We start from the raw sequence: 24,411 nt of genomic DNA on the forward strand, positions 1-24,411 counted from the left end.
GGGACCTGGGAGGGTGCCCTTTCTTGTATATCTTCATCCAGTCGTGCTGGGTCACGGCAAGCCGTTCTTCGGCGGTCCGTGGCCGCCGCTGCGCCTCGTGGCAAGCGATCGAACTGGCGAGCAGGTGATCAGGTTGTCCTATACGTTCCAGCTTAGTTTTGCGGTTAACCCAGCGACCTAAAGGGGCGAAAGTTCAATAAAACAGCGTAGTAAGTGCTGCATGAATTGCAAGACGACAAGAACATACTCACTTGATAGGCATTTCGGAAATTTTGTACGCTGAGCGATTTTCAGCCAAAAAGAGTCAAATCCCTGCCACTCACTCTTAGGAAACGACCGTGCTAATCTCGTGCGCATGATTTCGTCCAACAAACCTATAGAACCACTTTATCCAAACCAAGTACCGACAACGCAACGTGGATTGTTCTTAGCTTTATATTAATCACCTGTAACAGAAGAAGGGGGCGTATCTGTTGCTCGACCGGCCTTAAATCCGGAAGCGAGCAACAGGACCAAAAATCCCACGGCGACGCCCCACAAAATCAAGGCGTTTGAGTGAGCTGCGTCCAGTCCGCCGAAGTACATTACTTCCCTTAACCCTCCTGCCGCGAACCGCAGTGGCGTCCACGAATAGATCCAATCTCGCGTCGTCTGTGACAAGAACTCCGGAGCCATGTTCAGCAGCGGCATGGAGAAGAACATCAGAAGTACGAGCAGCGGTATTGCCCGGAATCCGATCCAATTCAGCAAGGAGGATTGCAACAAGAAGAACGCCGATCCAGCCAACCATAAGAACAACCACGTCTCCCCGACGTTCGCCAGTTCCATGCCGTACCACGACGAAGCCATCCATATGGTGAAGCACGAGGCGATGCCGACGATCACAAGCCCCCCGATAGCTTGCAGCGCGCTGACGGTCCATCTCCTTGAACCCGCGGCGACCGCCTTCTGGCTAGCCAGGAACAAGACGACTCCGGTCACCATGCTGCCGATCCATATAATCTGGGTAAACAAACCCGGCGCATTCCCCGACGCATTATTCGCTCCCGGTGGATGCACGACTTCCTCCTGAACGTTCACCGGTGTCATTAAAGCTTTAGCCGATTGAACCGGAATATGCTCCGTTTGCTGTCCGATCTGTCCAAGCAGCTGCTGCAACAGTTCCCCGTTGATCATTTTCAACGCTTGCCCCATTGCCTGTCTTACGACCATCGAGGCTTGGGGGTTCATACCCTCGTTAGAGATGATTTTCACATTAGGGTGAATCGGCGAGTGAGTTGCTAACGAGAGTAAACCGCTGCTCAGATCCGCCGGAATCACCATCGCTCCGTAATATTCGCGTTTATCCAGTCCTTCCCGAGCCTTTTGCTCGGAATCCACGACATGCCAGACGAAGGGGTTTGCCGGGTTCGTCAACAACTTTTCCTGGATTATTTCCCCAACCGCAAACGTTCCTCCAGTCGACAGCTCCGTCGGCTGGTCCAGGATAACGAGGGCCACCGGGAGCTCCTTTGACTTCGATCCAAGCACCGATCCCATCATCGCTAACCCGAATACGATCAACACGATCAGGACGAGCACCATTCCCAGCCACATCATTTTTTGTGTCAGCATTTTCATGATCCTTTACTCCTCATTTCTTTATAATGAACAGATTGTTGATTATCAACCGCAATGTTCATTTGTGAAAGGTTCACCATAAATATGGCTGCATCACACGGTCACTTCATTGCAATGAATAAAAATAGCGTTGCTGCAGCAACGCTTCTGTATCCATTTGATTACACGATTTATCACTCAAGTACATTCGTGAAGCGAAAGACATCACCGTACTTCAATTCGGCGATGTCTTTCTTCCGATTCAGCTACACAAACTTCAAAATCTACTGTTTGAATTTTTTCGTTTTTCTGCCGGCAGTATGGCCTCGATTACGTCCCAATGCTCAGCGATCTTTCCATCCTCTACGCGGAACAAATCGTAGAAAGCAGTATGTTGACCATCAAATAGACCTTCACTTACTGTAAGAACAAAATTGCCTTGTCCGATTACTTGATGGACATGAGTATATTCAAACTCAATATTTTTCTCCTTCAGAGCCTGCAAAGCAGCGTGAAGACCGGAAAGACCGTCTGCAATATGCGGACTATGCTGAATGTAGTTATCTCCATCAAAGTAAGAGGCAAGCAGGTCTGGGTTCTTCCCGAGCAAGATGTTCTCAACATAGCTTTTGACAAATGCTTTGTTGGCATCCGTCTTGTCGATATCCTTAATCGTAACCGGTCCGTCAATCATCGTATGATTGCTTGGTGTCTTCTCCACCATCTCTTGCAAATTGTCCCAATGTTCAACGATTAGTCCATTCTCAAAACGGAAGATATCATATACGATTTTAGGGCCGTGAAAATCATATACAGAATGAAGAGCAACATAATTTCCGTCGACTAAAGTCCGCTTAATGCTTACCTTTGTACCAAGCTCCTTTAAATGATCAAGTGCGCCAAGCATGGCTTCACTACCATCGAGTAAGGCCTGATTGTGCTGAATATATTGATCTGGATGAACGTAAGCCGTAATCGCTTCGGGGTTGCCGCTCTCAAAACTTTCCAGTACGGCGACTGCCTTACGAACAAGCTCATTTTGATGGTTGGATGTCATTGAAATATCCTCCTTGGATTTTTTTAGTCATCAGATAAATAATGAACAATATGTTGTTTATTTATCTGATGCTCATTATAATAGAGGTTAATACAACGCTCAATATTCAATATTTTTAGTTTTGAAGTATAACAGACAACTCATAAAACTTTGTCGCTTAACGACCTAAAAATATATTTAGGGGGAACGAAAACAATGAACAAGAAAACCGACCTAAGAATACTGCGCACGAAACAATCGATTCGAAAAGCGTTTTATGAGCTTATTCGGAAAAAGGGATATGAAGCGATAACGATCCAGGATATTGCCGATCGGGCTATGATCAATCGAAACACTTTTTATCTCCACTACCAGAATAAACCTGATTTATTAGATACATGTATGAATGAATTGTTGAGCGAATTAAAGGATGCGGTCGTTCTTTGTCCCATCAGCATGAATCCTTTCAGTATTTCGCTACTCGAAACAGTCATGCAAACTGTACTGGAACATATTTCCCTAAATATGACCTTTTATCATTCCATGTTAATTGAAGAGAATAGAATCTATCAGTTTCAAGCGAAAATGGAGAATATCATTAAAGATAAATTAATGGAGGGGTGGAAACCTGCTCAGGGAAACTCCCCATTAGCGATATCCAAGGAATTGCTGATCGAATACCTCGGATCGTCTTTCATGGGGATTGTAATTTGGTGGATTAAAAACGATAAACCCCTTCCTGCAGATGAAGTTTCATCTCAGTTTAGCAGAATCGTTGCCTACGGGCATTTAAGAGCTGCCGGCATCGCAGTCGAGGAAAAAAATTAGCGAGGGTAATCCTTGATCGAGGCACAAAACCAATACGCCCTTTACATTTGAACGACATGGTGCTAATATTGATTTCGATAGTTATAGAACTGACGAAGATGTTCGGGGAGGTGGAAACAGTGGGAGAAAATCAAGAAGATATCGGGCAAGCGGTTAAAGTGTATAAAGCTTTGGGGGAACCAACCCGGCTGAAAATCGCTTTACTGCTCGCGAAAGAGAGCAATTTATGCTTCACCGCCGTCGGTGAAAGGCTTGAATCGGTTGCAGGCTCGACGCTATCGCATCATTTAAAGCAATTGACGGACTCTGGCTTGATTGATTCTCGCAAGAATGGATCGTTTATTCACTATAACGTCAATCGAGAAGTAGCGGAAAAATTTGCGCCCTTTTTGTTGGCGTAATTTTTTTGAAAATCATTTCTATATATTTAGAACAATGGAAATGATGGGACCCATACTTAAATGTAATTTTAGCGAACGAATCGACTTGGAATGATCCTTCAATGATTTTTGCTAATCATCCCTATTCCATATTAAGAAGGAGCGAATAACTATGAGCGGTCAAATGAATACGATGGAGATTGGAATGAGCACTTTCCTCCATGCAAATGCCGGAAATGGCGGTGTCTCGCATGCCCAGAGGCTGCGCCAAGCGATCGAAGAAATCCAATTGGCAGATCAGGTGGGCCTTGACGTCTATGCCATCGGCGAGCATCATCGCATCGAATACACAAGCTCGTCGCCAGCTGTCATTCTGGCAGCTGCCGCAGCTACAACGAAGCGGATCCGGCTCACAAGCGCAGTGACAGTACTATCATCGGACGATCCGGTGCGGGTATATCAGGACTTTGCAACGTTGGACGGACTGTCGAACGGGCGAGCGGAGATCATGGCCGGACGGGGTTCGTTCATCGAATCGTTCCCACTATTCGGTTATGACCTGAAAGATTACGAGGAATTGTATGAAGAGAAACTGGAACTGCTGTTGAAGATTCGCGCTTCCGAAAAGGTCACATGGCGTGGCGGTCATCGCCCGGCGATTGACAACATGGGCGTCTATCCTCGTGCACAGCAGGAGCCTTTGCCTGTCTGGATCGGAACAGGGGGCAGCCCGGAGTCGGCTGTTCGGGCCGGCCTGCTGGGACTTCCGATTGCCTTCTCTATCCTGGGCGGAGCGCCGCAGAGATTCGCACCCTTAGTGGAGCTTTATAAAGAAGCCGCCGTGAAAGCTGGTCACGATCCGAATAAGCTGCAAATTGCTACACATTCGCATGGCTTTATTTCGAATACGGCACAAGAGGCAGCTAAGCGGTATTATCCTGTCATGGCTGGCCAAATGAACCACATTGGACGGGAACGAGGCTGGCCTACCTATACACGTGACTCGTACGATTCAGCCCGCAGCCTTCACGGCGCTCTTTACGTCGGAGATCCCGAATATGTCGCAGAAAAAATCGTGCTTCTGCATAAGAATCTTGGCTTGACTCGCTTCATGATGTACAACGATTTCAGTTCGTTACCGCATCGCGACTTGCTGCAGACGATTGAGCTTCTAGGCTCCAAAGTAGCGCCGATTGTCCGTAAGGAGCTCGCCCGCCAGACGTTTGGCCGTAACGCCTAAAGCAGAGGATGAACGCTTGAAACGGGAAGGCTTGATTGGGCCGAGAAATGAAGTCGGCAAATGGAGCATTATTTTTTTAACTATGATTTCTATAGATTTAGAAATATAGAAATAAAAAGGGGAGAAACATATGAGAAACTCATGGAAAATTTATATTCTGGCTATTGTCAGCTTTTTAGTCGGAACTTCGGAGTTTGTGATTACCGGCATTTTGGATATGCTTGCAAGCGATATTGGAGTGTCGGTAGTAGCGGCCGGGCAGTTGATTACGGTCTACTCGCTTGCTTATGCCATCGGCACCCCGATTCTTATTGCACTTACGGCAAAAATGGATCGAAGAAAGCTTATGCTATCGGCTTTGGGATTATTTTTCGTTGGGAATTTGATCACGGTCACAACTACAGGCTACGGCATGCTGCTCGGAGCAAGAATTATTTTGGCGATCAGCACGGGGGTATTTATGGTCGTCGCCATGACGGTTGCCGCCAAAATGTCTCATCCTGGAAAACAGGGCAGCGCTATCGCCACGGTTTTAGTGGGCTTTAACCTCGCACTTATTCTAGGGGTCCCGCTTGGGAGGATCATTGCGGGCTCACATGATTGGAAAATCATCTTCACGGGAGTCGGGGCCCTAAGCTTGGTCGCGATGGTGGTCCTTTTGCTTACGATTCCGAAATCGGAAGGAGAGGCTCCCGTTCCTATTCGGGAACAGCTTGCCTTATTAAAAAGCCCCCGAATCGCTGTCGCGCTTTCCATCAGTTTTTTCTGGATATTGGGCTATACGATGCTGTACACCTATATAACGCCGTTTCTTCTGGACATTACGGAGATGAGCGAAGGGATGGTCAACGTCGGGTTGTTTGCGTTTGGACTGGCCAGTCTCATAGGCTCCCAAGTTGGCGGCTACGGTGCAGATAAATGGGGTATCCCCCGTACGATGATTGGGGGCCTGCTCTTTCACTCCGGAATATTATTGTTACTGACTGCGTTCTCCCACTCGTCCATGTTCGTGTTGCCTTTGCTTATGTTATGGTCCTTTTTTGCTTGGTCGATGGGGCCGGTTCAACAGGTTTATTTAATCGGCATGGCTCCTCAGGCTTCGGGGATCGTCCTGAGTTTGAACAATTCGATCGTGCAGTTGGGCATGGCCGTAGGGGCTGTAATTGGGGGTATCGTTGTAGAAAGCATCTCTCTTGCAGCAGTTGGTTGGTTTGGCGGAGTTGGCGTCGCAATGGCACTCATCCCGGCTATTATTTCTTTATCCATGCGTCGCCGATCTGCAGCGGCGGAACAAAGCGGAGCGTAAAGTACCTTCTTTCTCAGAAATGAAAATACCGCCTAAGCGTTGTTGAATAACGCTTAGGCGGTATTTTCATACTCATGGAGAACATTGCGTTTTTTTGAGTGCAGCGTACCGTGATTTTAGTTCATTCAGACGCCCTAAATACAAGTTCACCCCATGGGAAGGCGGTTACACACCTCAAACGAATTACTATACGGTACTGTCTCCGCACCAGCGAGTGATTCCTTCATTTATGGTTTGCATTGATTTGGATCGGATAGAGAAATCGCCCAGGCAATATGTCCATCCGGCCGAATCAGCGCCGTGTGGACGTCGTTCCAATCCGCGTCAGCCTCAGCCAAAGAGACATGTAAAACTTGAGGGTTGCTATACGTTTCCCATTGACCGCTATGCTGTTCATTAGAATGGAAATGCACCAGAAGAAAAGTACCTTTGTGCAGGAGCGGATAGGAGTTAATCAATTGTCCATCTTTCAGCTTTAAGCTGAGATCCTTGAATCGTTTCCCGTTTAAAGGATGGGAAGGCGCTTCGGAGTCGGGTGCATAATGTACATCCATGGCGGTAATCTGCAGCAACTGCTAATCGATTATCAGAGCACTTCAGAGGAGCATATCAGTTGCAGTGGATGTCGAATTCTTTGGTGTCCTCTAAAATTGTTTTACCACATCATCTGAATCAGTGGAGTGGGCCAGCTCTTTCTGTGCTTCCAGAGCGGCGAGTCTGTCCAGCAGGGCTGCCCGGATTTGCTCATAGGCGTCACTGCCCAACGCCATACGTATCGGACCCTCTCCCTGGTCGATTCGGCGGATAATCTGCTGCGCCATTTTATCAGGATCGCCGACAACCATTTGATTAAACATGCTCATATCTATACCAGGCAGTTCTCCCTTCATCAGGCTAACGAATTGGCCCGCCTCCGTATCCCGGTATTCGTCCATCCGCTCGCCGAATACGGCGTTGCTTGTAATGAAATTCGTTCGGATTCCGCCGGGCTCCACCATAGTGGTCTTAATATTGAACGGAGCCACTTCCTTAGCTAGCGCTTCAAAGGCTCCTTCGACCGCCCATTTCGTAGAGCAATACAGTCCCATACCCGGAATAGAATAATGACCCGCCATACTCGAAATCTGTACCATGTGACCGCAGCCCTGCTTACGGAAAAAGGGCAGGACTGCACGCGCTGTACGCAGGGAGCCAAGCACATTGGTCATAAACTGATGCTCAATTTGCCTGTCGCTTGCTTCTTCCACTGCGCCATACAAGCCATAGGCTGCATTATTGACAAACACATCGATCGTGCCCAGTTCCAAAAATGCACGTTCCACCACTTCAGCAATTTGCTGAGAGTTTGTCAGATCTAAATTAGCCTGCCAAAGTTGTGAGCCATACTGTGCCTGCAGATCATCCAGCACCCCCGGCTTGCGTACCGTTGCGGCTACACGGTCCCCTCTATCAAGCAACTGGCGAGTTATACGTGAACCCAAGCCTCCTGATGCTCCTGTAATGAACCAAGTTTGCATGCTAAACACCCTCCATTCGTTGTCATCCACTGAATTATACAAACAACTAGAGGGAGCTAGCCACAGCACGTCTATTCTATTAACGGGAGTAACAGTCTACGGTAGCTGCCTGTCCTGCTCAAGTAAACGCAATAATCTCTCCTCCGTACCTGAACCGGGCACCGGAACAAAGAAACACCAGTGCAGTCCCGGGTCATTATCGATTACAGCCGCGGAATGGAGCTCGAACTCCATCTCCTGTGCGTCAGGAACACGGAATAAAGCGGTGGCTACGCGTTTTTGTTTGATTTCATATAGCTCCCAGAAATGTACGAACTCCACGCTTTCCCGCATCAAGCGTTCAAACCGTTCCATATATAACGGGTTGTTCTTGTAAAGATCGAAGCCTGCCCGCAGAATGGCTACAGAGTAACGGGCAGCGCCTTCCCAATTCACTAGTCTGCTGCGGTAATCAGGCTTTAAAAACATAATGTCCATCATATTCCGTTCGTTGTCCGGCAGACTGCCGAAATCGGCTACGATCAGTTCAGCCGCCCGATTCCAAGCGATAACATCCGTACCTTCGTCTGTGATAAAAGAAGGATAATGCAGTTGATTTACGATTTTCTGCAGAACTCCCGTATCCGGCCCACCGTTATTTGGCACTGTGACGAAGCTCGCCACATCTACATTGGCCAGATCGAATAGATGCTTCTGCTCGTCTTCGTCAAGCTGAAGCGCTTTGCTGATACTTAGCAGCACTTCCGGCGAAGGATTAACCTCCTTGCCTTGCTCCAGCCAGGCATAGTAAGTGACGCTTATATTGGCAAGATAAGAGACTTCTTCTCTTCGAAGTCCCGGAGTGCGTCTTCGTCCGGGCAGCGGCTGAATCCCGGCCTCTGAAGGCTGCAACCGTTCTCTGCGCGATTTAAGGAAGTCACCCAATGCGGATGAGGAACGATTTATTTTCATGTGGGTCACCTCTATTTACTCATATGGAAGATACATATCGCTATTAACCAAATAGACCAAAAGCACTCTATACATGATTATTATAGTCTCTGTTGAATGTCGTTTCTACAAAAGAGAACCATAACGAGTACCGAGGCTGTTAATCCGCTGAATTGTTCTAATGTGTCTTGTTCCAAGTAAACGGATTTTATTTCAATGCCTGACGATTGTTGATCATGTGGTGTTGCCGGCAATTTTATATTTTTCTAAACCGTGAATTCTCATCTGGAGCATAAATGGGTTAAACTTACCGGGTACAAGAACTCAATAATCATAAAGCAGCTTAGTATTAATTCGGTTTGAAAAAAAGTCGAGTCTGTGCTACTATCAGAAAAATAAAAATATAGCGAAGAAGAGAAGGCTATGCAATAGCGTTTATGTCCAGAGAGCGGAGGGATTGCTGAAACCTCCGTCGTAATGCATGTATAGTGTCGTCTCGGAGCTGTTGACCGAACGCGGAAGGCGTGATTGCACGCCCGCAAGTAGGATCAACCGGCCTGGCATCCGTTAACATGCTGCAGGTATAGCATCGGCTTTACCTCATGAGACTGCAATTGCGAGATTGCAGTAAACCTGGGTGGTACCGCGAACATTCCCCTTTCGTCCCAAGGCTTCAAGCAGTAGCTTCGAGCCTTGGGAAGGAAGGGGTTATTTAATACCAACAGGCGATGAAGAGAAAGCCGGCAAGGGCGGTTATGCCCAGAGAGCAGAGGAAACGCTGAAACCTTTGCCTTAACCCTTTGTATGGTGTCGTCTCGGAGCTGTTAACCGAAAGCGCGGCTGGTCTCTTTCCGTACCCGCAAGTAGGCTTAACCGAAATGGTGCTCGTTAACGCGCCGCAGGTAAGGCATTGGCCTTACCTCATGAGGCTGCATTCGCGAGGGTAGCAGCGAACTTGGGTGGTACCGCGAAAAAATCCCCTTTCGTCCCTGTGTGAGCTGACCGCTGTCAGTTTGCTCAGGAGGAGAGGGGGTTTTATTTTGCAAAGGAGGCTGCCCAATGGAACAGCAATTAGGAATGAAGAATGAAACAACGACGCCATCAGAGGAATATATCACCGGTTCGGAGGTGCTTTTGCGCGGCTTGCTGCAGGAAGGCGTTGAGTGCGTATTCGGTTATCCTGGAGGAAATGTGCTCTATATCTATGACGCGATGGTACATCAGCCGGATTTCAAGCATATCTTGACCCGGCACGAACAAGGCGCGATCCACGCGGCGGACGGCTATGCTAGGTCGACGGGGAAGGTTGGGGTATGCATCGCGACATCCGGTCCAGGAGCAACAAATCTGGTGACCGGGATTGCAACCGCCTATATGGATTCGGTGCCGCTGGTGATCATAACGGGGAACGTATCTACGAATTTCATGGGCACGGATGCTTTTCAGGAAGCGGACATTATTAGCATCACGATGCCGATTACGAAGCACAGCTACATGGTTCGCGATGTACAAGACCTTCCTCGCATCATCCATGAAGCGTTTTACATTGCAAATACGGGCCGCAAAGGCCCTGTCTTGATCGATATTCCAAAAGACGTGACCAACCAGCGGATGGCGTATCGACCAGCGGACACGGTTCAGTTGCGCGGATACCATGGAGCCCCGGAACCGAATCCGGCAGAAATGGATGCGCTGCTTGAGGCGATTGCAGAAGCGCGCAAGCCGGTTATTATCGCGGGCGGCGGCGTTGTCTATGCGAACTCCTCGCAGGAATTGATCAAATTCGTCCACACTACCCGGATTCCGGTCGCGACGACCCTGCTTGGCCTCGGCGGGTTTCCGAGCGATGACGAGTTGTGGCTGGGCATGCTCGGACATCATGGCGTATATGCTGCGAACATGGCGGTGCAGAATGCGGATCTCATTATTTCGATCGGCTCGCGTTTCGATGATCGGGTCACGATGAGACTGGACGGATTTGCGCCCCAGGCCAAACGTATCGCCCATATCGATATCGATCCGGCGGAAATCGGCAAGAACGTCAAGACAGATCTCGCGTGCATCGGCGATATTAAAAACGTGCTGGCTTATGCGAACACGAAAGCGCAAGCAGCCCAGACGGTCACCTGGCTTGAGCAGCTTCAAGAGTATAAGGTGCAGCATCCGCTTCGGTATACCGATTCGGATACCGTCATTAAACCGCAATATGTGCTCGAAATGATTAGCGAGACGACGCAAGGAGAGGCAATCATCACCACCGATGTAGGCCAGCACCAAATGTGGACCGCTCAGTTTTACCGCTTCAAGCATCCTCGCTCGCTCATCACGTCGGGCGGACTTGGCACGATGGGCTTTGGCTTTCCGGCAGCGATCGGCGCTCAAGTCGGAAATCCAGATCGTCTCGTCGTCTCGATCAACGGCGACGGGGGCATGCAGATGTGCGCGCAGGAGATGGCGATTTGCGCGATTCATCAGATTCCGGTCAAGATCGTGGTCTTGAACAACCAGGTGCTCGGCATGGTTAAGCAGCAGCAGGAATTGATGTACGAACGACGCTACAGCCAGATTGATCTTTCGGGCAGTCCGGACTTCGTCAAGCTTGCCGAAGCATACGGAGTCAAGGGATTAAGGGCAACGAACAAGGCTGAAGCCACCAAGGTCTGGCTTGAGGCGCTGCAGACGCCAGGACCTGTGCTCGTCGAGTTCGTCATCCCAACCAATGAGAACGTGTACCCGATGGTGCTTGCCGGCACGCCGCTGGACCAAATGATTCTAGGGTACGACGAATAATTGCGCTGAAGAGAGTCGTTACGCCTCCGGACCGCTCCCGCGGTGCTCAGGCATGGAACGTGGTGGGGATAAGTTAACGGGGATGATAGCTCGGAAACATACGGCAGCCGGCAAGGTGATCGGCTGCTGTTTACGTTGAAGTAACGCGGAGGAGAGCGAAGTAGCGATACGTTTGGTGAACTTGAGGGAAAACCTAGGGGCGTAAAAGAGTTTGGACAGTTCAACTATACGAATACACCTCTGAAGGAAATACAAAGCGGACAAGAAATGGTTATAGAAAAGAGGGGCAGAGAACCCTCTTTTTTCATCGTTGTAAACTAGTGGGCATTTGCCCATTTTGCTTACCTGTAACTAGGCAGTTGCATAGGATAAATGGTCAATAAGAAAATCACTAGAAGGAGTATAAGTATGTACCCTAATTCAGGTTATCAGCATCCATGGCAGTATCCAATGCAATGCTATTGGTATAACAATTGGAACCCCCACTATTTCAATTGGAACAATCGAAACCATAATCCATTTGGAAACATTACACTACAGGATTATGGAACAAGACCATTTGTTGTGAATATTGACCAAGCAACCAAACAAAACCATAACTACCGTACTGCTATTTGGACAGGCAAGTATTTTCAAGTAACTTTGATGAGTATTAATGTTGGTGAAGACATAGGTTTGGAAGTTCATCCGACAACTGACCAATTCATACGGATTGAAGAAGGTCAGGGACTTGTTCAAATGGGTGACCGCAGAGAAAACTTAGATTTTCAAGTGATGGCGTACGATGACTATGCAATTATGATACCTGCAGGAAAATGGCACAATATAACTAATACAGGTAATCGCCCTCTTAAAGTTTATGTTATCTATGCGCCGCCTGAGCATCCATATGGCACAGTTCATGAAACAAAAGCAATCGCTCATGGAACGACGTAAGTAAACATAGCTTTTGGAGTATGAAATAAAAACGTTAGATTCGTTACTGGAACGTCGCTTTTCTAACCGCTCGTTAGGGCGGTTATTTACGTTCGGCAAGCATTTTTGAAATATTTCAGACGTGGATTACACCCTTAAAGTCTTCTCTATGCCTAATTTGCAAACGACCAGGCACCGCATGCTTTTATTCGTTGTTCTTAGTTTTAGCGTCCGTCCCAGATTTATCATGGGAGGTTACATTCATCAAGGTGCTCATGATTCGTCTATTCACGTTCAGCGTAACGCTCAACTCTTATGGGAAGACGTCTAGCAATGTAGTCCAGACGGAATCGGATATGGACGCTTTACTTACGAAATGGCTTGCAAAATATGAACGATCTTCCTTTCCATATCGGAGTCGTCAATCATCTTCAGATATTCAGGTTTGAGCAATTGATACTGCTTCATGTAGTAGAAATCCATAATCGCTCGTTTCACAGTGATATCATACTGAATCGAAAAAGATGGCTCGATAAAGCGTCGCAGAACAGCGTCATCTTGAACCATAAACAACACGGCATTCAATCTGTTGAAAATCTGTTGCTCCATACCGGATTCAAAAAAAGTTTGTAAGCTTTTATTCCGATTTTGCAGGGCAACGGACAGATTCTCAAAATGCTGTGGATAAAATTCCTTCAGATCTTGCAAGAACAAATCAGAGATATACGCGGCACACATTAAAGATTGTAAAAATGTTAATTGAAAACGATCCAAAAAAGAGACGGAATCGTCTTTCACAACGGTGTCAGCCTTCTTCGAATAATCAATGTAATAATCCACGACTTGTTCGATGATGTCGTCTTTGGAGGAAAAATGCTTATAGAGTGTCACTTTGCTGATATCCATATATTTTGCGAGATCGTCGACTTTCAGTTGGCTGAATTTTGTTTTTCTTATAATGGGTTTTATTTTTTCCACATAGGTATCTACACTCACAGCTTTTCTCACGGATAAGTACCTCCCTTTGATGCCTATAAAACACATTATAACAAATTTGCTGACCTTTATGTATGAAGTTAATTAAATGAACTAAATTAATTGATTTTGTTTACTTAATAAATTTACTGATGTATAATCGCTCCTGTACCTAATCATCCGATTACGGATTATACAAAGGGAGGACGATTTAAATGGAACCATTCAGTAAGGGCAAATTCTCTGACAAAAAGGTCGTGATCACGGGAGGCAGCAGCGGAATCGGCCTTGCGACGGCGAAGCTGCTAGTGGATGAAGGCGCACACGTTCTGATTACTGGACGTACTCAGGCGACGCTGGATACGGCTCGTGAACAACTCGGAAGCCACGCGATCGCGGTCTTAAGCGATGCCGCCTCATTGAAGGATATCGCCGCATTAGCCGATCGAGTGAAGGCTGAATTTGGAACAATAGATGCCCTGTTCGTTAACGCTGGTGTCACGGGGTTTGTCCCTTTCGAGACAATGACCGAAGAAAAGTACGACGAGATACTTACAATCAATGCCAAAGGGCCGTACTTTACCGTACAGAAACTCGCTCCGTTGCTGGGCTCAGGTAGCGGGGTAGTCCTTACCACCTCAATCGTGAACGTAGTGGGTCTCCCAATGCTCAGTGCTTACGCAGCTAGTAAGGCAGCGCTGCGCTCCATGACTCGAGGTCTGGCGCGCGAGTTATTACCTCGAAATATTCGCGTCAACGCAGTCAGTCCCGGCGTTATTGACACAGGCATCATGGAAAAGTCTATGCCGGAAGAAGCTGCCGAGCAGACAAAGGCACAGATGAGACAGCAGATCCCAATGCTGCGATTAGGCGATCCAGTTGAGGTAGCCAAGGCTGTTGCATTCCTAGCATTTGAGGCCACCTATACCACCGGGGCTGAGTTCCCTGTCGATGGAGGCGGCTCCCAGATATAAGCTCCTCAGTTCGAGCACACCTGACTATTAAAGCGAGGGCAGGGGGCATAGGTTCCCCTCATGACCCCCTTGCCTTCTAGTGAACTTTATAGTTTAGGATTTCTTTGTTTTCCTTGGAAGACCGTTCGAAATCACAGAGAACGCGATTTTATCAGAGCAAAATGGAGGGGAGATCACAATGGAGAATACCATGCGGACAATCCGGTTCCACGAATACGGAGAACCAACAGATGTCTTGTGCTTAGATGAGGTGGCGATCCCAGAGCCAGGGCCGGGACGCATTCGCGTGAGAGTACGCGCTTGCGGCTTAAATCCGGTTGACTGGGTGACGTGTCAAGGCCATTTTGCCGCTCAATTGCCCTTGCCTCGCGGAATCGGGCTGGACGTGGCTGGTATTGTAGACGCAATCGGAGAGGGCGTAACCGATGTTGCCATCGGCGATTCCGTTCTGGGTGCCGCAGATTTCATGAATGGATCGAGCGCCGGTGCGTCGGATCAAGCGATTATGTACTACTGGTTCCGCATGCCGGCCGGACTCGACTTTGTTCAAGCTGCAGCGTTGCCAATGGCAGTCGAAACGGCTTACCGTGGCATTGATACTCTTGGGGTGAAATCGGGTCAGACCGTACTCGTGCACGGAGCCGGCACCACGGTAGGGTTCGCTGCCGTTCAAATTGCCCTCATGCGCGGTGCCAGTGTGATCGCAACCGCTGGGCCCACCTACGCCGACAAGCTCCACGCAATGGGGGCGTTGGTGACCTCGTACGGTGATGGAATGGTCGAACGAGTGACCGAACTGGCAAAGCAGCCGATTGATCTTGCCCTGGATGCTGCACCAATCAGCGGTTCATTGAAAGATCTGGTCCAAATCGTCAACGGGCATCCCCAGCATGTCCTAACCGTCAGCGATTTCGCCGCAGCCGTTGAACTTGGCGTTCGCACCAGCTATGGAGAACTACATACCGCACGGTATGACGTTGTCGGCGACTTTGCCGGGTACGCAGCGGACGGCAAGTTCACGATTCCGGTCGCGAAGACTTTCGAACTCGACGAATGGCGTTCAGCTGTCGAAATCAGCCAGAGCGGAGGCGCCCATGGCAAACTGATCCTCCTGCCCGACTCCGACTGATGAGCACATATAACCGATGAAATTCTGAATGAAGGAGGACATGCATTGAGTAAGAACCAACGAGAACATATTGCACTGATTACAGGCGCAAGTAACGGGATCGGGTTGGCATTGACCCGGAAAATGCTGTCGGAGAACTGGCAGGTGGTTACTTTGAACCGGTCGGATTTTCCAGCAGACGATAAATTCCTACAAAATCATCTCAAGGAAGGACGCCTCCGAGCTTATAAAGTGAAGGATCTCACCGATTATGGCAGCTTGAGACACGCTTTGGACGAAATAAAAAGCAAGGAACAACGGATCGATATTTTGTTTAACAACGCCGGAGGAGGCTTAAGTGAGCTGCGCTATTCGAAACAAGGCCGCGAATTGCATTATGAATTGTTGACGGTTGTTCCTTTTATTACTCTGATGGAATTGAAGGAGCTGTTGAAGAACGGCCGCTTAAAAACGGTGATTAACACTTCGTCGCAGGTGTTTAGATTTACGAAGGAGTTTTCGATCGAAAAATTGGAGCGTCCCAAAACTTTCCGCAAAATGTATGGACCCTATGCGACATCAAAGCTGGCTCTTTCGTTGTGGACCCAAGCCGTCGCACCGCAGCTTGCAAAGGAGGGCATCAAGATCCGCAGCGTTGACCCGGGCATAAACAATACGCTAAGAAAAGGAAAAGATTCAGGACTGACCGCAGGGTTTGAACTGTTTATGAAGTTTTTTTCCTCTCCGCCTACTCATGGAGCCAACCTATTATATGAGGGAGCCCTAGGCAAACACAGCAATGAGACCGGCGTGTTTCTGTTCAAAGATCGGATTACGGACGTGAAATTTACAGAACATGCACAACGAGTGCTGGAAAAAATCACCTATATATATAGCCATGAATTTCTTGGCGGGAGTTTTGAAGTTAATGGCTGAGTTCCAAAAGATTGTTGCTTACAAGTCCATCTACTTCGTAGTCACATCGCGGAAGAAGTGAAAGAAGGCTTTGAATCGATCGAAATAAGCGTTCACGTTTTGGGTATCATACGGAGCAGTCATTATATTTATAAGCTCAGTCAGTTTTTACTGGTTGAGCTTTTCGTTATGTGCCCAACTGCCTGCCAGCGTACCAATTATTTTCTTTACTTACGAGAGGATCGAGGCGTATAATTCGTTCAGACATCGGAGTGAGAAGAGGAGAATTAATTATGAACAATGGGTTGGTCAACGCTATTATCGCGTATATCATGTGGGGGGTCCTCCCGCTTTATTGGAAGTTGTTTGACGAAGTACCGGCAGGCGAAATTCTATCACATCGGGTTGTCTGGTCGTTTGTCTTCATGGGGATTCTCGTCGCCGTCCAGCGCCGCTGGGGTGACATGAAGCGGATTGCGGCTAGTCGCTCGCTCCTGCTGTCGCTCGCCGCCAGCGGACTGCTGATCGCAGCTAATTGGCTCATCTTCATCTGGGCGGTCAACAATGGCCATGTCGTCGAGACAAGTCTCGGCTATTATTTGAACCCGTTGCTGAACGTGCTGCTAGCGGTCGTCTTCCTTCGTGAGAAGCCAAACCGCGGCCAATGGCTCGCGATTGCCATCGCTGGCGCTGCGGTGCTTATCATCGCCATCGACTACGGGCGGTTCCCGTGGATCGCGATCTCGCTAGCCGTGTCGTTTGGCTTGTACGGCCTCGCGAAGAAGAAGATCGTACAAGACGCTTCTGTAGGCTTGCTGTCGGAGACGGCTGTAGTCCTGCCCCTCGCGCTCGGCTACTGGATCTATTTGGCCGCCGCGGGAAAGACGACGGCATGGACGCTGCCTCCGTCCATGTTCGTCGAACTGCTTCTTTCCGGCGTAGTAACGGCGCTGCCGCTGCTCTTCTTTGCTCGGGCGGCTGCCCGGATGACGCTGTCTACGCTCGGCTTCGTACAATACATCGGCCCGACGATCATGCTGCTACTGAGCGTATTCGTGTTCAAGGAATCGGTCTCGCCGGTTCTGCTCGTCGGCTTCGCGCTCATCTGGACAGCGCTCGTCGTATACGCTACGGCATCGGTTCGCAGCACGAAACTCGCGAAGGTGAGCTGACTTCAAAGGCGCCCCGGTACCGTCATAACAGCCATTTCCGTCCGATGGGGCGGAGATGGCCGTTTTCCGTTTGTGGTGTTATCTGGCATACCTGAGCACGTTGCTGAACAAACGGGTACGATAGTTCAATAAGGAAGTTGACAACAGAAACACTGGAGGAGCTGCCGTAAAGCAGCTCCTTTTTGCGAGCTCACAAATTAAGTTGTTTGGTAACCATTTGTCCTGCCTGGTGATAAGCTAACGGGCAAATTAGTGGAACAAAGAGGAGGAAGGCTGATTAAGGGAACATTGTAATTTAAGAATTACGCGACCACGGCCAACCTTAGTAAAAACTATAATTTATATAGATTAAGAAAAGGGTTGGTTTAAAGCCGATAAAAGAAAAAACAAGTGGAATCGGTATATTTTATCCAGAAAAAACACCAACGCAAAGAATAGGAGTTCAGCCTGATATTCGTCTTGATCCAACCCTTCGAATTTTTAAAACCCGTTTGACTTCATCATCAACGGGTTTTTATTTTTGCTATTAGTAATAGAACGTATATATATAATTATTAATTAAAATCACTACGGCTGTGAGTGAGAACAATTATTTTTTTATACCAGTTCACACCAAAACAGATCCGTCGAGTAACAGCTATCGGGGGGACAAGAACATAGTCCGATTACTGATTAGATAAGCATTTAACTACTTTCTTGGCTCTAATCTTGAAACGACTAGACAGAAGGTGCAGCGGAGGGACGGGTCAAGTATTTCTTCTATGAGACCATCTATTGAATAATCACCCGTAATGACGATGCATGCATATATCTGCAGTTTTCGAGGAGCGACGTATTCGGGTTTTTTGGGGTATTCCGAACAGGATTATATATATTTTTTCCTCAGCCCATTTACCTAAACTACAAAAAACCACACCGCATTGTTGCGTCCAACAATTGGGGTGCAGTTCATTTGCGTTCTGCTTTTTTGTTAAGGATGGATATGATCCGAAAAATCAACTTAGTGAGCAGAGTCCTTTATCAAATATTCCATGTTTAGCATACCCATTAATTCGGTGACTGCACCGCCGAATGCCGTGATGCCATGCTGGACAATACAAACACGGCAATGATGGCGATGAGTACGCCGAGTACCCCGAACCAGGTAATGGATGCCAAAGAAACACGGTTAACGATCAGCCCTCCGATTCCTGCGCCGACAGCCATGGCAAGCTGCATCATGGAACTGTTCAAGCTCAGCATGACACCCGAGGATTCAGGAACAAGCTTGACCAGGTTAAATTGCTGCGCCGGAGCGGATGACCAGGCGGCAAAAGACCAGAGGATCAGAATGGCGAAAACGGCAATGACCGACTGTCCGACCAAGGATAGCAAAATCAACGAAATGACGTGAAGCACCATACCTGAAACGAGCGTGAATATAATGCCTCGTTTATCCGCGCTGTATCCGCCGACTTTCGAGCCCATCAAACTGGCAATGCCGAACACGAACAGAGCTGCGCTAATCAATGATTCATTTAAATGAGTCACCTCTAGCAGAAAAGGGGAGATGTAAGTATAGGCAAGGGAATATCCGCCCAACCAGAAAAAAGTAATCGCTAAAGCAACCAAAACCTGTGGTTTTTTTAACAAAGCAAATTGATTGATCAAAGGGACAGGTTTGTCGCCCTGCATACGTGGAAAAACCGCAGCAATGACAAGCATGGCAATGACCCCGACAATTGCGATGGTCAGAAATACCGCTTTCCAGCCAAAAGCCGAGGCTACCATTCTGCCGAGTGGGACGCCGATGATGAGCGATGCGGTAATGCCCATGGTGACATTGGCGATGGCGCTGGCTTGCTTGCCTGGCGGAGCGATTTTGGCGGCGATACTGAGCGCGTTAACGGTGACCACCCCGGCGCCTAACGCCGTAATGATTCTGGCGGCAATGAAGAGGCCTAAGCCGGACAATATAAATGTCAGCAGATTTGCGACAATAAAGAGGCCCAGCGAATAAAGTAGGAGCTTACGCCGGTCCATTTTGGCCGTCAGCGCCATTAAAATAGGCGTGCCGACCGCATAGGCCAGGGAATAGACTGTAATGAGCTGGCCTGCTGCCGCAACGCTTGTTCCCATCGTCTCTGCGATCCGGTCCAATATCCCGGAAATGATGTAATTGGATGTTCCAACTAAAAAGCTGACCAAGGCTAGAACGTAAACTTTCCATGTGCTCTTCATAATTCACTCTCCTGATGTGTTTAAATAACTATGTTTTCAAAGATATCGAAATATAAATCGAAATATATGCGTATATCAGCATATACTCATATATTGGTTAATTGTAATCATCAAATCAAAGAAGCCCCCAGCTTGTTGACTGGCTCCTCTGCTGCTTCTGCTAATTCATAGCATTATTCAGATTGAATGCGATCGGAAGCAGCCTCTGCTTCAGCTCCGGCGAGTCGATAACGAGAAACCGCCACGGCTGCAGGTTAGCGGCTGAAGGGGCCAGTGTGGCTTGCCGCAATATTTCGGTCAATTCCTCCCGCGAAATCTTGGTCTCGGGATCATAGCTACGAACCGACCGACGTTCTTGGATAACATCAAAAAAAGTTGGTGCTCCATCGTTAGTGACGGTTGTGAAACCGACATGGTTCTCTCCTCCTTTTGGAAAAGTGGTATTCTGCATTTTGTTTCAATACAACATTAGTTGTATGAACAACACTTGTTGTATTTATATGTTATGATAACAACCGAATGATACGCAATCATCAATAACCATAAACCGTTGTATAGACAACACCATTTCCATAATGTCGTTTTATTAGGGGAGATTTTAACTATGACAATTAAAAAGAATGATACTGATCCTCGTGTGATACGTACACGGCGACTCCTTCAAGACGCGTTTGCTTCATTAATTCAAGAAAAAGACTTTGAATCGATAACCGTTAGGGATATTGCAGAGCGGGCTACTGTTAACAGAGCGACTTTTTATGCGCACTTTGTAGATAAATTCGAAATTCTAGAGGCCAGACTAATGGAATCCTTTATGACAATCATAAATCGTAGAATAAGCGGTCACGAAGTATTAAATGAAGAAACCATTCAGAGTATTTTTCTGGGTGTATGTGATTTTCACAATAGTCTAAGCACTATGTGCAAAAGAAGGTATACATCGCTTGGAGCTGTATTCGAAATTCAAATAAAGGAAAAAATTCAAACGATACTTCTTTCCTTTATAGACAAAGACAAGATGCTATCGAGTCCAAACGCGCAATTCTTAATAAATACAGCTTCTATCATGTTAAGTTGGGGGATGTATGGAGCGGCTTACGTTTGGAACAATGAGGGGCGTCTAATAAGTGCGGAATCATTCGTTAAACAGACTATGCCCTTAGTGATGAACGGAGCCAAAGAACTGCTCGGATAGGTCCTGTAGGTCTACATCGGCAGCCTGTTAACCTAACGGGCAGGAAGTGCGAGGAGGATGTGGAATAAATATACAAACGTTACTGCATAAGGAGGTCGTAATTTCCAACGCATATCGTAGCCACAGGCGGATTTGTAGAAGATGGGCAAGGAAATATACTTTTAGTAAAAACTCGTGACGGTGGTTGGGTTTACCCTGGTGGACAAGTGGAAGTTGGAGAAAATCTGATAGATGGTTTGATTCGTGAAATCAAAGAGGAAAGCGGAATTGATGTTTCTGTTGGCAGTTTAGTTGGTGTCTATTCGAATACAGGGATACAATGTTTCTCGTTGCTGAACAAACGGGCAGAATACCCTTAACGAACAGAAGTTGCCTGCGACTAATAGCTGGTTGGTGAAATATGAAAGGAGTTGAATGTAAAAGATGCCAGCATCATTTACACATAAGCCCGAAGGATACGAATGTCCATTTTGTCGTGTTTGGGGTATCGAGGGACCTAATCAGGGAACAAAACAAAAGGAAATCATCTATCAGAATGAAAAGGTAACGGCATTTATAGCGAGCAAATGGTGGCCAAACAATAAAGGACATGTTCTTGTTGTTCCTAATCAACATTTCGAGAACATCTTTGAACTCCCTGCGGATTACGCTGTTGAAATTCACCGCGCGGCTCAGCTTACCGCGTTTGCAATGAAAAGTACATATGGATGTGATGGGATTTCTACGCGGCAACATAATGAGCCTGCTGGCAATCAAGACGTGTGGCATTATCATCTCCATGTTTACCCTAGATATGTGAATGATCAACTTTATCTGACAAAGGGTTCTCAGACCGATCCAGATGAACGTTCTTTCTATGCTGATAAGTTGCGTTCTTGGATAAAAGAAAACATTTAAGGTTAGGAGGAGCGAATGATAACCATAGGAGGAGATAAACCAGAGACTACGTGGGCCCTTGCTAAAGGATTGGGAAATAAATAAGGTTCTCTCACTAGGCTAGCGGGAAACGTTTGTTCAATAAAAGACAAGAGAAGGAGCCGTTTACGAGATTGGCTGCCTTTGTTAATGTCGAACGACAAGAACATATAGACATTGAAAGCCGCATAGGTTGCGGTCTTTTTTGTTTTAAGTATTGTTCTAGCTCAATGACAAGAACTTATATATTTTACCGAATAGATGATTATCTAAGGTCAGATGCGATCGCACCTTATTAAGCTAACGGGCAGTTTAGAACAATATTACAGAGGAGGACATAATGAAAAAACAATATGTGTTGATATTGATTATGATTTTAACTTTGGTCGGATGCAATAATAAAACAATTTCGCTTACTGGGGAGAGTGATAGTTGGAGTGGCGAATACACAGCAAACATTAATGGAGATAAGGAAAGTGGAAATTTCATTTTTGGTTATAAAAATGCAACTGGCAAAGAACTTAATAATTTAGAAATTACCATTAATGACGGAGAACGCGTCCTTAAAGAGGGGAACCACAGAGGAGCAATAATAGAAATGCCTTCTAGTTGTTCAGGCTGTGCAGTAACGAACGAACTATGCCTATTAAAGTAGAAATTAAATGGGATGACAAAGAAGAAACTTTTCACTTAAAAACAAAAGACCGATAGAGAAATCAAAGGAGCCTTTATAGTCATATTTATCCTTGGGACGAATCGAAGAGATTGAAGTCGGAGACTATGACGAGAACTTGGACCGATTGCCGAAATGGACAAGAACAAGAAAATGTTACGATTACCGATTAGATTAGCAATCTGTAAGAAACAATCCGAACGGAAATGTACTATATTGTAGTTTATGTAGGCCCCTCTAAAGTCTAATAGAATAAACGACAGACGCACACAAAGGAGTGAAGTTATGAAATTATTGCTCACATCTGCAGGCATTAATAACAAAAGCATACACGACTCGCTAGTTGATATGCTGGGTAAGCCGATCGCAGACTCCAACGCCCTCTGCATCCCCACCGCGATGTACGGACACCCCTGGGTAGGCCCCGGCGTCAAAGCCTGGCAGTTCATAAGCGGGAATTCCGAGAATCCCATGGTCGACCTGGGCTGGAAGTCCGTCGGCGTGCTGGAGCTCACAGCGCTGCCAAGCATCGACAAAAACCGCTGGGTGCCGCTAGTCCAGGAGACGGACGTCCTGTTGGTTGCGGGCGGCGACGCCCTCTACCTGTGCCACTGGATGCGGCAGTCCGGACTGGCAGACCTCTTGCCGTCTCTGCAGGCGGTTTATGTGGGACTGAGCGCCGGGAGTATGGTGATGGCACCTAACATCGGGGAATTCTTCGTTGGCTGGACTCCACCCACCGGTAGCGATGAAACGCTGAATCTGGTTGATTTTGCAATATTTCCGCATCTTGACCACGAGATGCTGCCGAGAAACACCATGGCTGATGCAGAGAGATGGGCCGCTGGGATGCAAGGGCAGACGTATGCGATTGATGATCAGACCGCCATCAAAGTGATCGACGGAGCGGTCGAAGTTGTCTCCGAAGGGAATTGGAAACATTTTTCGCCCTGATATACTCCGCTGTGGAGCTAATGGGAAACACTAGTTCAAATCAGAAAGATTAAAACCTTCTATTAGAAGCAAACTAGATTTAATAGTTCTAATAGGAGGTTTTGTTATGATTTTAAGTGAGTTATGGCGATTGTATGAGAATGATAAACGTATCCAAGGATTTAGTCCGACAACATGGAAAGCACACGCCCTCCAGCATAAATGCTGATGAAGGAACTCGGTGACCTGGATATAACCGAGATAACTTTGACTCTGCAGAAGGAGCACTTAGCGAAGCAATCTAATCGGTTGAAGCCAGTCGGATTCGGTTTATTCGTTCCCTCAGTTTATAATCGATGAAGATGTATTTCACTTAAAGATCGATTTCAATCACTGAGGGAAAGGGCGCTACTAAGTTTCTCTACAGTACGGGCTGCCGGGTTGGAGAAGTAGAAAAGATAAATATCGAGAATCTTAACTGGGAAAACTTCTCCGCAATTGTTAATGGCTAGGGTTAAAGCAGAGAGAGGTTTATTTCACGACAGAGTGCAAAGTGTACTTAAGAAGTATCTGGCCAGCCGTGAAGACAACTGTAGAGCCTTATTCGTAACCGATACACATCCGAGTAGACGAATGACCATTCCAATTTTCGAGCTTAGCGCTTATAAGTACTACAAAATCAGGTTAATTAAGCTAACGGGCAGTTTAGTAGAATATCAAACTAAGAATTTTTTCTGGATTAGTAAAATACTCCATTTGTGATTAGCAATCCATAAGAAACAACCAAGCT

Annotated in this window: 22 protein-coding genes and 2 pseudogenes; 16 read left to right on the plus strand and 8 right to left on the minus strand. The window is 47.1% G+C overall.

What is annotated here, in order from left to right:
* Window positions 1-13: 13 nt before the first annotated feature.
* Complete coding sequence (locus ACETK5_RS11915) at window positions 14-181, plus strand: hypothetical protein (protein WP_165789590.1); 168 nt, start codon at window positions 14-16, stop codon at window positions 179-181.
* Window positions 182-438: 257 nt separating this feature from the next.
* Here ACETK5_RS11915 and ACETK5_RS11920 read toward each other — a convergent pair whose 3' ends face one another.
* Together ACETK5_RS11920 and ACETK5_RS11925 are read right to left on the minus strand one after the other, a co-directional pair.
* Window positions 439-1,620 carry a YhgE/Pip domain-containing protein gene (locus tag ACETK5_RS11920; protein ID WP_100537220.1) on the minus strand — a complete coding sequence of 394 codons (1,182 nt, stop codon included), beginning with the start codon at window positions 1,618-1,620 and terminating at the stop codon, window positions 439-441.
* 256 nt (window positions 1,621-1,876) lie between these two features.
* On the minus strand, window positions 1,877-2,656 hold the full coding sequence (locus ACETK5_RS11925) for a nuclear transport factor 2 family protein (protein WP_394055830.1): 780 nt from the start codon (window positions 2,654-2,656) through the stop codon (window positions 1,877-1,879).
* 195 nt (window positions 2,657-2,851) lie between these two features.
* Between ACETK5_RS11925 and ACETK5_RS11930 the strand changes: the two genes are divergently transcribed.
* The 4 genes from ACETK5_RS11930 to ACETK5_RS11945 all read left to right on the plus strand — a co-directional run bounded on the left by ACETK5_RS11930 (window position 2,852) and on the right by ACETK5_RS11945 (window position 6,389).
* On the plus strand, window positions 2,852-3,463 hold the full coding sequence (locus ACETK5_RS11930; protein ID WP_394055832.1) for a TetR/AcrR family transcriptional regulator: 612 nt from the start codon (window positions 2,852-2,854) through the stop codon (window positions 3,461-3,463).
* Between the two features lie 119 nt (window positions 3,464-3,582).
* A complete protein-coding gene (locus tag ACETK5_RS11935) occupies window positions 3,583-3,864 on the plus strand; it encodes an ArsR/SmtB family transcription factor (protein ID WP_100537217.1) in 282 nt (93 codons plus the stop codon).
* A gap of 151 nt (window positions 3,865-4,015) precedes the next feature.
* Window positions 4,016-5,083, plus strand: coding sequence for an LLM class flavin-dependent oxidoreductase (locus ACETK5_RS11940; RefSeq protein ID WP_100537216.1), 1,068 nt, complete (start codon window positions 4,016-4,018; stop codon window positions 5,081-5,083).
* A gap of 130 nt (window positions 5,084-5,213) precedes the next feature.
* Window positions 5,214-6,389, plus strand: a complete 1,176-nt coding sequence (locus ACETK5_RS11945; RefSeq protein ID WP_394055835.1) for an MFS transporter — start codon at window positions 5,214-5,216, stop codon at window positions 6,387-6,389.
* A 227-nt stretch (window positions 6,390-6,616) separates the two neighbouring features.
* Here the strand turns inward: ACETK5_RS11945 and ACETK5_RS11950 are convergent, their stop codons facing one another.
* The 3 genes from ACETK5_RS11950 to ACETK5_RS11960 form a co-directional block, all read right to left on the minus strand.
* Window positions 6,617-6,943 carry an aromatic-ring hydroxylase C-terminal domain-containing protein gene (locus tag ACETK5_RS11950; RefSeq protein ID WP_394055837.1) on the minus strand — a complete coding sequence of 109 codons (327 nt, stop codon included), beginning with the start codon at window positions 6,941-6,943 and terminating at the stop codon, window positions 6,617-6,619.
* 90 nt (window positions 6,944-7,033) lie between these two features.
* Window positions 7,034-7,906, minus strand: a complete 873-nt coding sequence (locus tag ACETK5_RS11955) for an SDR family oxidoreductase (RefSeq protein ID WP_394055839.1) — start codon at window positions 7,904-7,906, stop codon at window positions 7,034-7,036.
* Between the two features lie 96 nt (window positions 7,907-8,002).
* Window positions 8,003-8,857 (minus strand): helix-turn-helix transcriptional regulator, encoded by an 855-nt coding sequence (locus ACETK5_RS11960; RefSeq protein WP_394055841.1) that lies wholly within the window; start codon window positions 8,855-8,857, stop codon window positions 8,003-8,005.
* A gap of 1,038 nt (window positions 8,858-9,895) precedes the next feature.
* Between ACETK5_RS11960 and ilvB the strand changes: the two genes are divergently transcribed.
* Together ilvB and ACETK5_RS11970 are read left to right on the plus strand one after the other, a co-directional pair.
* Window positions 9,896-11,626: a biosynthetic-type acetolactate synthase large subunit gene (ilvB, locus tag ACETK5_RS11965; RefSeq protein ID WP_326120924.1), complete on the plus strand. Its 1,731-nt coding sequence runs from the start codon at window positions 9,896-9,898 to the stop codon at window positions 11,624-11,626.
* Window positions 11,627-12,034: 408 nt separating this feature from the next.
* Window positions 12,035-12,562 carry a cupin domain-containing protein gene (locus ACETK5_RS11970; protein WP_100537210.1) on the plus strand — a complete coding sequence of 176 codons (528 nt, stop codon included), beginning with the start codon at window positions 12,035-12,037 and terminating at the stop codon, window positions 12,560-12,562.
* 348 nt (window positions 12,563-12,910) lie between these two features.
* Here the strand turns inward: ACETK5_RS11970 and ACETK5_RS11975 are convergent, their stop codons facing one another.
* On the minus strand, window positions 12,911-13,549 hold the full coding sequence (locus tag ACETK5_RS11975) for a TetR/AcrR family transcriptional regulator (RefSeq protein ID WP_100537209.1): 639 nt from the start codon (window positions 13,547-13,549) through the stop codon (window positions 12,911-12,913).
* Between the two features lie 182 nt (window positions 13,550-13,731).
* Here ACETK5_RS11975 and ACETK5_RS11980 point away from each other — a divergent pair, with 182 nt between their 5' ends.
* The 4 genes from ACETK5_RS11980 to rarD all read left to right on the plus strand — a co-directional run bounded on the left by ACETK5_RS11980 (window position 13,732) and on the right by rarD (window position 17,685).
* Window positions 13,732-14,490: an SDR family oxidoreductase gene (locus ACETK5_RS11980; RefSeq protein WP_100537208.1), complete on the plus strand. Its 759-nt coding sequence runs from the start codon at window positions 13,732-13,734 to the stop codon at window positions 14,488-14,490.
* A gap of 190 nt (window positions 14,491-14,680) precedes the next feature.
* Window positions 14,681-15,619 (plus strand): NADP-dependent oxidoreductase, encoded by a 939-nt coding sequence (locus ACETK5_RS11985; protein ID WP_394057414.1) that lies wholly within the window; start codon window positions 14,681-14,683, stop codon window positions 15,617-15,619.
* Window positions 15,620-15,664: 45 nt separating this feature from the next.
* The gene (locus ACETK5_RS11990) at window positions 15,665-16,534 is read left to right on the plus strand and encodes an SDR family NAD(P)-dependent oxidoreductase (RefSeq protein WP_326113654.1); all 870 of its coding nucleotides are present in this window, start codon (window positions 15,665-15,667) and stop codon (window positions 16,532-16,534) included.
* A 272-nt stretch (window positions 16,535-16,806) separates the two neighbouring features.
* A complete protein-coding gene (gene rarD / locus ACETK5_RS11995) occupies window positions 16,807-17,685 on the plus strand; it encodes an EamA family transporter RarD (RefSeq protein ID WP_100537205.1) in 879 nt (292 codons plus the stop codon).
* Window positions 17,686-18,732: 1,047 nt separating this feature from the next.
* Here the strand turns inward: rarD and ACETK5_RS12000 are convergent.
* Entirely contained in the window at window positions 18,733-19,905 is a 1,173-nt protein-coding gene (locus ACETK5_RS12000) for an MFS transporter (RefSeq protein ID WP_326113655.1), read from the minus strand.
* A gap of 181 nt (window positions 19,906-20,086) precedes the next feature.
* A pseudogene (locus ACETK5_RS12005) lies at window positions 20,087-20,319 on the minus strand (nitroreductase family protein); the annotation flags it as partial.
* Window positions 20,320-20,509: 190 nt separating this feature from the next.
* Between ACETK5_RS12005 and ACETK5_RS12010 the strand changes: the two are divergent.
* The 5 genes and pseudogenes from ACETK5_RS12010 (at window position 20,510) to ACETK5_RS12030 (ending at window position 23,642) form a co-directional block, all read left to right on the plus strand.
* Window positions 20,510-21,100: a TetR/AcrR family transcriptional regulator gene (locus tag ACETK5_RS12010; RefSeq protein WP_326113656.1), complete on the plus strand. Its 591-nt coding sequence runs from the start codon at window positions 20,510-20,512 to the stop codon at window positions 21,098-21,100.
* Window positions 21,101-21,213: 113 nt separating this feature from the next.
* Window positions 21,214-21,411, plus strand: a pseudogene (locus ACETK5_RS12015) (NUDIX hydrolase); the annotation flags it as partial.
* 112 nt (window positions 21,412-21,523) lie between these two features.
* Window positions 21,524-21,997, plus strand: a complete 474-nt coding sequence (locus ACETK5_RS12020) for an HIT family protein (protein ID WP_326113657.1) — start codon at window positions 21,524-21,526, stop codon at window positions 21,995-21,997.
* 358 nt (window positions 21,998-22,355) lie between these two features.
* A complete protein-coding gene (locus ACETK5_RS12025) occupies window positions 22,356-22,670 on the plus strand; it encodes a hypothetical protein (protein WP_394055846.1) in 315 nt (104 codons plus the stop codon).
* A gap of 303 nt (window positions 22,671-22,973) precedes the next feature.
* Entirely contained in the window at window positions 22,974-23,642 is a 669-nt protein-coding gene (locus tag ACETK5_RS12030) for a Type 1 glutamine amidotransferase-like domain-containing protein (RefSeq protein WP_100537200.1), read from the plus strand.
* Window positions 23,643-24,411: the final 769 nt, after the last annotated feature.

This window comes from Paenibacillus ilasis, assembly GCF_043195395.1.
GTDB lineage: Bacteria > Bacillota > Bacilli > Paenibacillales > Paenibacillaceae > Paenibacillus_AQ > Paenibacillus_AQ lautus.